Origin of the sequence: Streptomyces buecherae, assembly GCF_014295035.1 — a bacterium.
Taxonomy (GTDB): domain Bacteria; phylum Actinomycetota; class Actinomycetes; order Streptomycetales; family Streptomycetaceae; genus Streptomyces; species Streptomyces youssoufiensis.
The window spans coordinates 413,162-425,977 of sequence record NZ_CP060404.1; the positions used below are offsets into that span (position 1 = coordinate 413,162).

The window sequence follows — 12,816 nt, forward strand, 5'->3', positions numbered from 1 at the left end:
GGGCCCGCCGGTCGACGCCGCCCGCCCGGGCAGGCGGGCCCGGGGGGGGGCGGCGCGGGTGCCCTTCCGGTCAGGGACGTTCCCCGGATCGCTAGTGACGCGACGGCGTCCGGCATACGAGGATGAGCCCATGTCCGAGATCCTCACTTCACCGTTGCCGCGCCAGGTCGCCGACGCCTACGTCGACGCCCTCGTCGCTCTCGACCCGATCACCGGCACCTACCTCGGTGTGCCGGAGAGCGCCCGGCGGCTCCCCGACTTCTCCCCGGCCGGCCACGACGCGCTGGCGGAGCTGGCCCGCGACACGCTGGCCCAGCTCGCCGAGGCCGAGCGCCGGCCCGGCGCCGACAGCGACGCGGAGCGCCGCTGCGGCCGGCTGCTGCGCGAGCGTCTGACGGCGGGCCTCGCCGTCCACGAGGCCCAGGAGCACCTGCGCGCCGTCAGCAACCTCTCCTCGCCGCTGCACTCGGTCCGCGAGTGCTTCCCCCTGATGCCCACCGACACCGAGGCGCACTGGAACGACATCGCGACCCGGCTGCGGGCCGTGCCGGACGCCCTGGAGGGCTACCGCGCCTCCCTCGCCACCGGGCTCGAACGGCGGTTGCCCGGCGGGCCGCGCCAGGTCTCCACCGTCATCGGCCAGTTGGACGAGTGGATCGGCACCGACGGCGGGTGGTTCGCCGAGTTCACCCGCAAGGGCCCGGCCGCGCTGCGCGCGGAGCTGGACGCCTCGGCCGCGGCGGCCACCGGCGCGCTGGTCGTGCTGCGCGACTGGTTGCGGGACGTGTACCAGCCGGGCATCGCGGGGGCGCCCGACGTCGTGGGCCGCGAGCGCTACCAGCGCTGGTCCCGCCAGTGGAACGGCACGGACCTGGATCTGGACGAGGCGTACGCGTACGGCTGGTCCGAGTACCACCGCATCCACGAGGAGATGCGCGCCGGGGCGGCCAAGATCCTACCCGGGGCCACCCCCTGGGAGGCGCTGCGCCACCTGGACACGCACGGGGCCGCGATCGAGGGCCCCGAGGAGGCCCGGGTGTGGTTGCAGCAGCTCATGGACGAGACCATCGCGGCCCTCGACGGCACGCACTTCGAGCTGGCCGACCGGATCAAGCGGGTCGAGTCGATGCTCGCGCCGCCCGGCTCCGCGGCGGCGCCCTACTACACGGCGCCCTCCATGGACTTCTCGCGCCCGGGGCGCACCTGGCTGCCGACCATGGGCGAGACCCGCTTCCCCCTCTACGACCTGGTCACCACCTGGTACCACGAGGGCGTGCCGGGCCATCACCTCCAGTTGGCCCAGTGGGTCCACGTGGCCGACCAGCTCTCGCGCTACCAGGCCACGGTGGGGCAGGTCAGCGCCAACTGCGAGGGCTGGGCCCTGTACGCGGAGCGGCTGATGGACGAGCTGGGTTACCTGACCGACGCCGAGCGCCGGCTGGGCTACCTGGACGCGCAGATGATGCGCTCGACGCGGGTCATCGTGGACATCGGCATGCACCTGGAGCTGGAGATCCCGGACCACTCCCCGTTCCACCCGGGTGAGCGCTGGACGCCGGAGCTGGCCCAGGAGTTCTTCGGGCTGCACAGCGGCCGGCCGGCCGACTTCGTGGAGAGCGAGTTGGTCCGCTACCTCGGCATCCCGGGCCAGGCGATCGGCTACAAGCTCGGTGAGCGCGCCTGGCTCCAGGGCCGGGACGCCGCCCGCGCGGCGCACGGCGACGCGTTCGACGCGAAGAAGTGGCACATGGCGGCCCTGTCCCAGGGCTCGCTCGGCCTGGACGACCTGGTGGCCGAGCTGTCCGCGCTGTGAGCCGCGTGCCGCCGGCGCCGCAGACCCCGACGTGCGGTGAGCGACGGCTCACGCGGTGAGCGATCGACGCGCGGCGGCGGCCGGGCGCCCCAGGGCGTCCGGCCGCCCGCGCGTGACGGCGCCTAGACGCCGAGGCGGTGCCGCACGGCCGAGCCCGCGCGGCCCTTGACGACCTCCAGTTGGGCCGGAACGCGCTGGCGCAGGTCGGCGACGTGGCTGACGATGCCGACCGTACGGTCCCGTTCGCGGAGCGAGTCGAGCACGTCGAGCACCTCGTCCAGGGTCTGCTCGTCCAGGCTGCCGAACCCCTCGTCGATGAAGAGCGTGTCCAGGCGCACCCCGCCCGCCTCGTCGGTGACCACGTCGGCCAGGCCCAGGGCCAGGGCCAGTGAGGCGAAGAAGGTCTCCCCGCCCGACAGGGTCGCGGTGTCCCGGCCGTGGCCCGTCCAGGCGTCGATGACGTGCAGGCCGAGCCCGGCCCGGCCGCGACCGCTGGTGCGGGCGTCGGAGTGCACCAGCGTGTAGCGCCCACCGGACATGTGGTCCAGGCGCGCGCTCGCCGCGGCGGCGACCTGTTCCAGCCGGGCGGCCAGCACGTAGGACTCAAGGCGCATCTTGCGTTCGTTCTCCGCGGAGGTGCCGGCGGTGAGGGAGGCCAGCGCGGCCACCCGCTCGTACTCGGCGCGCAGCGGACCGAGGGCGCGGGCCGCGCGGGCCGCCTGGGTGGAGAGCTGGTCGAGTTGGTCGCACCGCTCCCGGGCCGCGGTCTCGCGCGCGGACGCGCCGCGCAGGGCGTGGGTGGCCGCCTCGACGGCGGCCTCGGCCCGCGCGAGGTCGGCGGGCGGGCGCCCGGCCGCGGCCCGTGCCGCCGGGTCGGCCAGTTCGGCGGCGACCGCGGCCTCCTCGGCCTGCCACTGGTCGAGAGCCTGTTGCAGCGCCTCGCGCCGGGAGGCGTCGAGTACGGCGTCGGCCGCGTCCCGCGGGGACGGGAAGCCCGCGCGCTGGGCGGCGTCCGCCAGGCGTTCCCGCGCCTCGCGCAGCCGCCGCGCCGCCGACTCGCTGGCGGCTGCCGCCTCCACCGCGTCGGCGAGCTGTGTCACCTGGCGCTCCAGCCGGTCCGCGCGGGCGGCGACGGAGGCCGCCCCGCGCCTGGCCTCGGTCAACTGCGCCGTCAGCGACGCGAGTTCGCCGGCCAGTGTCTCGCGGCGGGAGGTGCGGGCCGCGACCCGGCGTTCGGCGTCCTCGCGCTGGGCACGGCGCCGCTCGTACTCGCGCTCCGCGTGCGCCAACTCCTCGCGCGCGGCGTGCGTCTCGGCCCCCGTGGCCTGCGCCGTGGCGTGCTCGCGCCGCAGTTCGCTCACGGCGTGGGCGAGTTCGGCGGCCGGCGTGTCGCCGGCGCTCGCGGTGGCGGCGGCCAGCTCGGCGCAGGCCGCGCCGAGCTGGCTCTCGGCCTCCTCGCGCAGCGCCTCGGTCTCCTGGTGGGCGGCCTGCGCCGCCTCCTCGGCCGCCCGGTCCACGTGGTCCTCGCCCGCCTGGGCCGGGGCGGGGTGCGCGCTGCTGCCGCAGACCGCGCACGGCTGGCCGGGGCGCAGCGCGGCGGCGAGTTCGGCGGCGATGCCGCGCAGCCGGCGCTCCTTGAGGTCGAGCCAGTGGTCCCGGGCGGCGGTGGAGCGCTCGGCGGCGCGCAGCCGTTCGGCGCGCAGCGCCTCGACGCGTCCGGTGAGCCGGTCGCGCAGCTCGGCCGCGTCGCGGGCGCGCACGGCGGGATCGATACGCGCGGCGAGTTGGTCGGCCCGGGCCGCGGCCTCCTGGCAGGCGTCGACGCGCCGCTGGTGGGCGAGGCGGCGCTCGCTCCAGCCGGCGAGCCACTCCGCCGCCTCGGCGATGGCGTCCTCGTCGGCCCGGGCGTCCCGATCGAGCGCGGCCAGCTCGGTGTCGATGTCCGACGCCCGGCGCTCCAGGCGGCGCGCCGCCGCCAACTGGCCCAGCTCCTGGCGCAGTTCGCGCTCCAGGGCGGCGAGCTGGTCGCGGTCGGCGGTGGCCAGGTGGGGTGGGAGCGGGGCGCGGCAGCGCTCCTCGGCGTCGCGAGCCGCGCGCAGGTCGCGCTCGGCGGTTTGGCACAGGTCGAGGGCGGGCGCCACGACCTCGGCGTCGCGCGCGCGCCGCAGTCGCTCGCGGGTCTGTTCGCGCTCGGGGGCCCGCTCGGCCAGCTCCGCGGCCCTGGCCCGGGCCTGCGCGTACCGGCGCTGGAGTCGGTCAAGTTCGGCGGCCTCCTCGGCGCGCCGGCCCGCCGCGTGGTGCGTGGCCTCGGCGGCGCGTACGGCCGCGAGCGCCACGTCCCGCCGCTCGCGGGCGCCGCTGCGGGCGATGGCGGCCCACTCCAACACGGCCGCCGCGAGGCCGGGTTCGCCGGGGGTGAGGTCGGGTAGCGGGCGCTCGCGGGCGTCGGGGTTGTCGCCGGCCTCCTGGGCGATCCGGTGGGCGAGGCGCAGGAGGTCCTCGTCACCGCTGGCGACCCGCCGCTGGGTGGTGCGCCGCAGTTCGGCGAGCCGGTCCTCGACGGCGGCGAAGCGGCCGGTGTCGAAGAGCCTGCCGAGGAGTTGGCCGCGCGCCTGGTCGTCGGCGCGCAGGAAGCGCGCGAAGTCGCCCTGCGGGAGCAGCACCACCTGGCAGAACTGTTCCCGGCTCATGCCGAGCAACTGGCCGATCTCCTCGCCGACCTCCTGGTGGGAGCGGCTGAGCGCCTTCCACTCCGGCCCGTTGGGCCCGGTCGTGACCTGTTCGCGCAGCAGCGTCTGCGCCTTGTCCCGGGTCATGCCGTCGCCACGCTTCTTCGGGCGGAGTTGCTCCGGGCGCCGGGTGATCTCCAACCGCCGGTCGGCGACGGTGAGTTCGAGCCGCACGCTGGTGGGGGTGTTCGGGTCGGCGTGGTGGCTGCGCAGGCTGAGCGTGCTGCCCTGGCGGGCGCCGGGGACGGCCCCGTACAGCGCGTAGCAGACGGCGTCGAGGATCGAGGTCTTGCCCGCGCCGGTCGGCCCGTGGAGCAGGAACAGGCCGGCGGCCGACAGGGCGTCGAAGTCGACCTCGTGGGTGCCGCCGAAGGGGCCGAAGGCGGTGACGGAGAGCCGGTGCAGCCTCATCGGGCGACCTCCGCGGCCCCGTCGCCGCCCGGGCGGGTCCGTCCGGCGCCGGCCGCGCGCATGCCGGGCACCCGGGGGCGTCGGCCGGGGGCCCCGGCGCCGTCGTCGGGAGTCCCGTCGTCCGCGCCCGGGCCCGCGTGCCCGTGCCCGGCCGCCGCGCGCACCTCGTCGAAGACGTCGCTGAGCACCACGCGCTCCTCTGCGTCCGCGGCCCGGCCGGCGCGCACGTGGGTCACGAAGTCCTCCGCGATCTGCTGGTCGGTGCGGCCACGCAGCCGCTGGGCGTACGAGGCGTGCGCCGCCTCCTCGGTGCGCTCGGGCGCGAAGGCGAGGCTGAGGATGTGCGGGAAGCGGCGGACGAGGCGGGCCATGGGTTCGCGGGGGCGGGCCGGGTCGGTGAGGGTGGCCTCCACCCAGGAGTCCTCGTGCGGCTCGTACCGGGGATCGGTGAGCAGGTCGTCGAGGCGGCCGGCGATGCGGGCCAGCGGGCGCGGCACCGGGCAGTCGAGGCGTTCGGCGTGCACGGCGCCGGCGGCGTCGAGGTCGATGAGCCACATGGACTTGCGGTGGTTGACCTCGGAGAACGAGTAGGCCAGCGGCGAGCCCGAGTAGCGCACCCGGTCCGTGATCCGCTGGCAGCCGTGCAGGTGGCCGAGGGCCACGTAGTCCACGCCGTCGAAGACCGACGTGGGCACGGCGGCGACGCCGCCCACGGTGATGTCGCGCTCGCTGTCGCTGCCCGCGCCGCCGGCGACGAAGGCGTGGGCGAGCACGACGGAGCGGGTGCCCTCGGGGCGCGTGGCCAGGTCGGCGCGTACCCGGTCCATGGCCGCGCCGAGCACGGCCGTGTGCCGGGCGCGGTCGGCGCCCACGGCGGCGCGCGCGAGGTGGGGCTCCAGGTAGGGCAGCCCGTAGAAGGCGACGTCGCCGTGCGCGTCGGGCAGCAGGATCGGCGTCCCGCACTGCGCCGGGTCGGTGCGCAGGTGGATGCCGGCCTGGCGGATCAGGCCGGAGGCGACGCCGAGGCGGCGCGCGGAGTCGTGGTTGCCGGAGATGAGGATGGTGGGGACGCCGCAGTGGGCGAGCTGGTGCAGCGCGTCGTCGAACAGCTCGATCGCGGCCAGCGGCGGCACCGCGCGGTCGTAGACGTCACCCGCGACGAGAACCGCCTCCACTTCCCGCTCGTGGACGGTACGCACCAGGTGCTGGATGAAGTCGCGCTGGGCCTGGAGCATGCTCACGCGGTGGAAGGAGCGCCCCAGGTGCCAGTCCGACGTGTGCAGCATTCTCACGTGTTCGCCCCGCCCCGCATCTCGTTCCCTTCGTCCGCCCCGCCCCGCCTCGGGTCCGGTACGGCTCCGACGACCGGCGGCGGCCACGCTTCGCGCCACCGCCCGACCGGTCTCCCACCGGTTACGCGGCTCAGCTTTTCATCCGCGCCGCGCGCGCGTGCCGGGAGGGCAGGCGCAAGCGTACGGCCTGACGGCGGGCGCGGGGCGGGCGAGTGGCGCGGGAGCGGCGGGGCGGCGGCGGTCGACGCGCCAGCGCGGTGTGCCGGGGCGCCGCGGCCGGCCCGCCGGGCCGGGGCCCGGGCGGCTCAGGCGCCGGGGGCCGTGCCGTACACCTCGTCGCCGATCTCCAGGCGCGCGGTGCCCGCCGCGCTGTCCGCGAGCCAGGCGCGGAACGCCTCGAGATCGGCGCCCGGCAGCCCGACCTCGATGGTGACGCCCTCGCCGTAGCGCACCTCGCGCACCGCGCGCCCCATGGCGCGCAGGTCGTTCTCCAGCTTCCCGGCCCGCTGGTGGTCGGTGACGACGGTGACGAGCCGGAACCGCTGGCGCACCACGGTGCCGAGGGCGTCCAGGGCCTCCCCCACCACGCCGCCGTAGGCCCGGATCAGCCCGCCGGCGCCCAGCTTGACCCCGCCGTAGTAGCGCGTGACGACGGCGGCGACGTACCGCACCTCGCGTCGCACCAGCATCTGGAGCATCGGCACGCCGGCGGTGCCGCCCGGCTCCCCGTCGTCGCTGGCCCGCTGGACGCCGCCGTCGGCGCCGATGACGTAGGCGAAGCAGTTGTGGGTGGCGGCGGAGTGTTCGCGGCGGACGCGCTCGACGAACTCCTGCGCCTCCCGCTCGGTCGCCGCGGGCGCCAGCGCGCAACGGAAGCGGGACTTGTTGATCTCGATCTCGTGCACGCCCTCGCGGGCCACCGTGCGGTACTGCTCAGCCATCTCGCCAGCCTATGCCGCGCCCGCCGCACACCCCCGCCGGGGCGGGACGGACGCGCGCGGGGGCCACCTTCGGTGGAGGCGAACCCGCGACGGCGCGGGCGGGAATGGTCGGTGGGCGGGGGTGGTTGAGCGGACATGTACGCAGACGATGAGACGGTTCGCACGATCTTGCGGGAGTCCGGCGATACCTGGGCCGTGGTGGGCCTGTCCGCCAACGAGGACCGGGCGGCCTTCGGCGTGGCCCGGGTGTTGCAGCGGTTCGGCAAGCGCGTGGTTCCGGTCCACCCCAAGGCGGAGACGGTGCACGGCGAGCGGGGGTACGCGACGCTGGCCGACATCCCCTTCCCGGTCGACGTCGTCGACGTCTTCGTCAACTCCCGGCTCGCGGGCCCGGTCGCGGACGAGGCGGTGGCCATCGGCGCCAAGGCGGTCTGGTTCCAACTCGGCGTCATCGACCCGGACGCGTACGCGCGCACGCGCGCCGCGGGCCTGGCCATGGTCATGGACCGCTGCCCGGCGATCGAGATCCCACGGCTGAGCTGACCACGGGGGCGGCGGCGGTCGTGCGGGGCGGGGTCCGCGCGGGCGGGACGGCCGAGGCACACCGGCCGAGTCCCTCCCGCGCCACGGCGGTGGGCTCGCGGGACGAGCGCCGCCGCGAACCCGCGTCCCGCCCGCTCAGCCGCCGAGCCCCTCCAGCACCCGCGCACCGGGCAGCCCGGGCAGCGCCTTGCCCGGCACGATGAGCTTGCCGCGCCGGCTCCCGCTGCCCAGCAACACGTACGGGATGTCGGCGACGGCGGCGTCCACCAGGAGGGGCCAGTCGGCGGGCAACCCCACCGGGGTGATGCCGCCGAACTCCATGCCCGTCTCGCCGATCGCCGTCTCCCGGGCGGCGAAGGACGCCTTGCGCGCGTCGAGTTCCCGCCGTGCGACGCCGTTGACGTCGACGCGGGTGGCCGAGGGCACCACGCAGGCGGCGAGCGTGGCCACCCCGCCGCGCTTGCCCGCCACGATGACGCAGTTCGCGGAGAACTCCATCAGCCAGGGCCCGTAGGTCTCCACGAGCGTGGCCGTGTCGGCGACGGCCGGATCGGTGTCCACGTACCGCACCTCGTCGACGGGCACCGGCCCGCTCCAGCCGCGCACCGCGTCGGCCACGGGCGGCACCAGCAGATCCAGACACTCGGTCGCGGGGCGGACGTCGGTGAATGCCTCGTGGGGCGTGCGCATGCTCATGCGCATCAAGCTAACAGCCCCTGTGACAGCGGCAGATGGCAGCCGAACCCGTCCTGGCCGCCCCTGCTCCACCCGCGTGCCCGGCCGATGGCCGCGACCCGGCGAACCCACCACCATGCGCCCCGCCCCTCGTCCCAGGCCGCCGCGCGCCACCTTTGGCGACCTGGCCAGCGGGCGGCCTCAGCCCACCGGCGGGACGGCCACCGCCATCAGCATCCCGACCGGAGCGTCGCCTCGTCGCGGTACGCGTGGGCCACGTCGGCCTCGAAGGGCACGGAGACGCCGGGCGGAGCCGCTCAGCGGTCGGCCGACACGTCCCGTGCGTCGGGCGACGCGGGCTGCGGCGGCAGGACGCCGAGCGCCAGCAGTTGCTCGTGCGTGACCCCCTCGGGGACCGGCATCGGGGCCGGCGTACGCAGCGGCGGCTGCCAGCCCGCCTCCGCGTCCCAGCGGCGCACGATCTTGGCCGGCGCACCGGCCACCACCGCGTGGTCGGGCACCTCGCCGCGTACCACCGCGCCGGCCGCGACCACCACGTTGCGGCCGAGACGGGCGCCGGGCAGGACCACCGCGCCGGCGCCGAGCCAACTTCCGGCGCCGATGCTGACCGGGGCGCTGCGCGGCCACTGCTTGCCGATGGGCTGGGCCGGGTCGTCGTAGGCGTGGTTGTCGCTGGTGACGTAGACGTACGGGCCGCAGAAGACGTCCCGCCCGAACTCCACCGGCACCGACGCCACCACGTGCGTGCCCCTGCCGAGCACCACGCCGTGCCCCACCCGCAGCACCGGGTCCGGGCCCAGGTCGAGCCCCGGCAGCATGCCGGCGGCCAGGGTGACGCCCTCGCCGATGACGCAGTGGTCGCCCAGTTCGATCCAGCCCTCGCCGAACACCGTGCCCAGCGGGAACGCCAGCCGGGTGCCGGGGCCGATCCGCCGGAACCGGTAGGGCCCGGGGCGCTCGGCGGTCACCGCGCCGGTCTGCTGCATCCAGCGCCAGCCGCGGTGCACCGCGCGTGAGGCCACGCGGCGCCGCCAGGCGTCGAGCGAGGAGAGCACGTGTCGATGGAGGGGCACCCGCCTACCGTACTCACCAGTAGCGAGGGTGCCCAGGTCGGCCCCCTCGATGCTCTGCGTCGCGGCGGCCGGGCCCGGGGCCAGGCCGCCGCGCGCCGGCGCGCGGCGCCGCCGCGGCCCGCCCCGCCCGCGCCGTGGGGAGCGCGCCCGCGCGCTCCAAAGCGCCGGCTCGTTTCGCCGGCCGCCGGTCGGACTGAACCCGGCGCCCCTGGGCACTCGTGCGGTCCGGGTGCGGCGCGCTCACCTCCCCCGCCGAGCGCCGCCGCGCCCGGGTCTCGCCAGCACGGCGGGCGGGGGCCGACGGCGGGCCGGCACGGCGGCTGCGGCGTACGGGCGAGCCGACATGCGTCCTCTCGGCCGAACTGGCAAGGTGACCGACGGGGTGGGCGATGGTCACAGCGAGCGGGTCCCCGGGGCAGGTCCATCGGGGACGGGAGTGAGGCGAGAATCTCATGTCGGTCTCCGCGCACGAGCCGGCCGCCCGACACGCGGTGCCGGGCGCCCCGTGCTGGGTGAGCCTGATGGCCCGTGACCTCGCAGCCGCCCAGGACTTCTACAGCGCCGTACTCGGCTGGACGTTCCAACCCGGCATGCTGGGCGGCGAGTTCTCGGTCGCGCTGTTCGACGGCCGGCCGGTCGCCGGGCTCGGCGCGCTCGCCCACGCGCTGCACGTCCCCGTCTCCTGGACGCCGTACTTCGCGGTCGCCAGTGCCGACGACGTGACGGCCCGCGTCCGCGAGCGCGGGGCCACGGTCGCGGTCGGCCCGCTGCGCTTCGCCCACGGTCGCGCGGCGCTCGCCGCCGACCTCGACGGGGCGGTCTTCGGGGTCTGGGAGGGGACGGTCCTGGACTGGTCGGTGGGGCGTGGCAGCGCCCCGGCCTGGCTCGAACTGCGCACCCGCGACGCGTTCGGCGCCGCCATCTTCTACGGCGAGGTGCTGCGGTGGGCCGTGCCCGGCGAGGCGGGGTGCGAGGTGGACTACGCGCAGGGCCAGGTGCTGGTCAGCGACGGGACGCACGCCGTGGCCGGGCTGCGCGGCGGCGCCATCGAGGAGGCCCCCGACCCGAGCATCCGGCCCCGCTGGCACGTGTACTTCCCCTGCTCGGACGTGGACACGTCGATGAAGGCCGCGGTCGCCGCCGGCGGTTCGGTCGTACAGCCGCCGCGGGCCGGTGCGCACGGGTACGAGGCGACCCTGCGGGACCCGGACGGCGGGCTGTTCACGGTGACCACGGTCCGCGGCCGGCCGAAGGAGTCCACCTTCGTCGCACCGGACGCCCGTCCCGCGTAGGGTGCCCGTCCCGAGTCGGCGCTCCGCCGCCGGCCGCGCGGCGGGCGCCCGGCCCCGTGGATCTCCCGATCGGCGCGTGGATACCGTGCGGTGTTCGCGCACCGAGTCCCGTGGAGGAGATCCCGATGGCACAGCAGGCACTGATCGCGGCGTTCGGCGGCAGGGAACCGCGGGTGGGCGCGGAGGTTTTCGTCGCACCGTCGTCGGTGGTGCTGGGTGAGGTGACGCTGGGGGCCGGTTCGAGCGTCTGGTACAACGCGGTGCTGCGGGCGGACTGCGGCCCCATCACCCTGGGCGCGGGCAGCAACGTCCAGGACAACTGCACCGTGCACGTGGACCCCGGCTTCCCGGTGACGGTCGGCGAGCGAGTGACGGTGGGCCACAACGCCGTGCTGCACGGCTGCACCGTCGAGGACGACTGCCTGATCGGCATGAGCGCCACGGTGCTGAACGGGGCCGTGGTCGGCGCCGGTTCGCTCGTGGCGGCCCAGGCGCTGGTCCCGCAGGGGATGCGGGTGCCGCCCGGCTCGCTCGTCGCCGGCGTGCCGGCCAAGGTCCGACGCCCGCTGACGGCCGAGGAGCGCGCGGACATGCGGGCCAACTCCGAGGTATACGTCGACCTCGCGCGCCAGCACGCCGCCACCCTGGGCGGCCCCACCCCCGCTGACACCGACACCGACGCCGCCCGGTAGCGCGACGACTGATAGCGCGACGACCGCCACGGCGGCGGACCCGGAGTCCCGGCCGCCCGCCGTTCCTCGCGCACGCGCGAGCCCCTGCGGACGGGGAGGGGCGCAGCGGACGGACGGCGTACGCCCCTCCCCTCCCGTGGGGCCCGTGGGGGCGTACGCCGTCGGCTGGGCCGCCCGCTCGTGGGCCCCTCACAGCACCACGAGCGTCGCGGCCCCGACATAGACGGCCTGGAAAACGGTGCGCCGGCCGAGTGGGTCGCCCTGGGCCACCTGGCGGCGGGCCGCGGAGACGTTGGCCGGGAACATGCCGATCATCAGCAGGGCGAGGCCGGCCGCCGCCCACCGCGACAGCGCCGGGACCAGCAGCCCGATCGCGCCGGCGATCTCCAGCCCACCCGTGAGGGTGACCAGCAGGTCGGGGCGTGGGAGCCGGGGCGGGACCATGCCGATGAGGTCGGCCCGGAGCGCCGGGTGGAAGTGGGCGAGCGCGGTGAACAGGAACATCACCGCCAGCCCTACGCACAGTGCTGGGTGCCAGGCGTCGAGCGCCGACACGCCGAGCAGGCCGGCGAGGCGCGCCGAGCAGAACCCGAGGACCAGGGCCACGAACGGTTCCATGATGGCCTCCATCGGTCGAACTTTCCACTGTCAAGATACGCTCACGACACCCCATCTTGTCAATGGAAAGATAGGGTGGGGGCCATGACGGAACGGTCGTATCACCACGGAGACCTGCGCCGCGCCCTGCTCACCGCCACCGCCGCGGCGATCGCCGACAAGGGCCCGATGGCGCTGAGCCTGCGCGACCTGGCGCGCCGCGCGGGCGTCTCGCACGCCGCGCCCGCGCACCACTTCGGCGACAAGGCGGGGCTCCTCACGGCACTCGCCGCCGAGGGGTACGCCATGCTGGCCGACGCGCTGAGCGCCGCCGGCGGGGACCTGCTGGACAGCGGCGTGGCCTACGTGCGCTTCGCCATCGAGCACCGGGCGCACTTCGAGGTCATGTTCCAGCCCGGCCTGTACCACCCCGACGACCCGGGGGTGGCCGCCGCTCGCGAGCGGGCCGACCGCTCGCTGTCCACCGCCCTCTCGACCCGCCCGGGCCACCCGCGCGACGAGGACGCGGAGGCCACCCAACTCGCCGCGTGGTCCCTCGCGCACGGCTTCGCCGCCCTGTGGCTCAGCGGCGCCCTGTCCACCACCACGGAGGGCGACCCCGAGGCCCTGGCGCGACGCGTCCTGGGCCAGCTCTTCCAGCAACCCTGACCCCGACCGGAGTGCGGGCCGCCAGCGACCGGCCCGCACTCCGGCCCGGTACGCGCCAACGCGACGCC

General features: G+C 76.3%; 11 protein-coding genes. 5 read left to right on the plus strand and 6 right to left on the minus strand.

What is annotated here, in order from left to right; translation table 11 throughout:
- Nucleotides 1–130 precede the first annotated feature (130 nt).
- Nucleotides 131–1,813: a DUF885 domain-containing protein gene (locus H7H31_RS01450; protein WP_187061978.1), complete on the plus strand. Its 1,683-nt coding sequence runs from the start codon at nucleotides 131–133 to the stop codon at nucleotides 1,811–1,813.
- 122 nt (nucleotides 1,814–1,935) lie between these two features.
- On the opposite strand, the gene H7H31_RS01455 is transcribed toward H7H31_RS01450, so the two are convergent.
- From H7H31_RS01455 to H7H31_RS01465, 3 genes are all read right to left on the minus strand, one after another.
- Entirely contained in the window at nucleotides 1,936–4,953 is a 3,018-nt protein-coding gene (locus H7H31_RS01455; protein ID WP_187061979.1) for an AAA family ATPase, read from the minus strand.
- Nucleotides 4,950–6,245, minus strand: coding sequence for an exonuclease SbcCD subunit D (locus tag H7H31_RS01460; protein ID WP_187061980.1), 1,296 nt, complete (start codon nucleotides 6,243–6,245; stop codon nucleotides 4,950–4,952). Before H7H31_RS01460 ends, H7H31_RS01455 begins: the two co-directional genes overlap by 4 nt.
- 305 nt (nucleotides 6,246–6,550) lie before the next feature.
- Nucleotides 6,551–7,186, minus strand: a complete 636-nt coding sequence (locus H7H31_RS01465; RefSeq protein WP_187061981.1) for a YigZ family protein — start codon at nucleotides 7,184–7,186, stop codon at nucleotides 6,551–6,553.
- 135 nt (nucleotides 7,187–7,321) lie between these two features.
- Here H7H31_RS01465 and H7H31_RS01470 point away from each other — a divergent pair, with 135 nt between their 5' ends.
- Nucleotides 7,322–7,729 carry a CoA-binding protein gene (locus H7H31_RS01470; RefSeq protein ID WP_187061982.1) on the plus strand — a complete coding sequence of 136 codons (408 nt, stop codon included), beginning with the start codon at nucleotides 7,322–7,324 and terminating at the stop codon, nucleotides 7,727–7,729.
- Nucleotides 7,730–7,864: 135 nt separating this feature from the next.
- On the opposite strand, the gene H7H31_RS01475 is transcribed toward H7H31_RS01470, so the two are convergent.
- On the minus strand, nucleotides 7,865–8,419 hold the full coding sequence (locus tag H7H31_RS01475; RefSeq protein ID WP_187061987.1) for a YbaK/EbsC family protein: 555 nt from the start codon (nucleotides 8,417–8,419) through the stop codon (nucleotides 7,865–7,867).
- Between the two features lie 302 nt (nucleotides 8,420–8,721).
- The gene (locus H7H31_RS01480; protein WP_187061983.1) at nucleotides 8,722–9,498 is read right to left on the minus strand and encodes an acyltransferase; all 777 of its coding nucleotides are present in this window, start codon (nucleotides 9,496–9,498) and stop codon (nucleotides 8,722–8,724) included.
- 452 nt (nucleotides 9,499–9,950) lie between these two features.
- On the opposite strand from H7H31_RS01480, the gene H7H31_RS01485 reads away from it, so the two are divergent.
- A complete protein-coding gene (locus H7H31_RS01485) occupies nucleotides 9,951–10,790 on the plus strand; it encodes a VOC family protein (protein ID WP_232109637.1) in 840 nt (279 codons plus the stop codon).
- Between the two features lie 125 nt (nucleotides 10,791–10,915).
- Nucleotides 10,916–11,482 (plus strand): gamma carbonic anhydrase family protein, encoded by a 567-nt coding sequence (locus H7H31_RS01490; protein ID WP_187061984.1) that lies wholly within the window; start codon nucleotides 10,916–10,918, stop codon nucleotides 11,480–11,482.
- Nucleotides 11,483–11,671: 189 nt separating this feature from the next.
- Here H7H31_RS01490 and H7H31_RS01495 read toward each other — a convergent pair whose 3' ends face one another.
- The gene (locus H7H31_RS01495; protein WP_187061985.1) at nucleotides 11,672–12,100 is read right to left on the minus strand and encodes a DoxX family protein; all 429 of its coding nucleotides are present in this window, start codon (nucleotides 12,098–12,100) and stop codon (nucleotides 11,672–11,674) included.
- 84 nt (nucleotides 12,101–12,184) lie between these two features.
- Between H7H31_RS01495 and H7H31_RS01500 the strand changes: the two genes are divergently transcribed.
- The gene (locus H7H31_RS01500) at nucleotides 12,185–12,748 is read left to right on the plus strand and encodes a TetR/AcrR family transcriptional regulator (protein WP_187061986.1); all 564 of its coding nucleotides are present in this window, start codon (nucleotides 12,185–12,187) and stop codon (nucleotides 12,746–12,748) included.
- Nucleotides 12,749–12,816 lie beyond the last annotated feature (68 nt).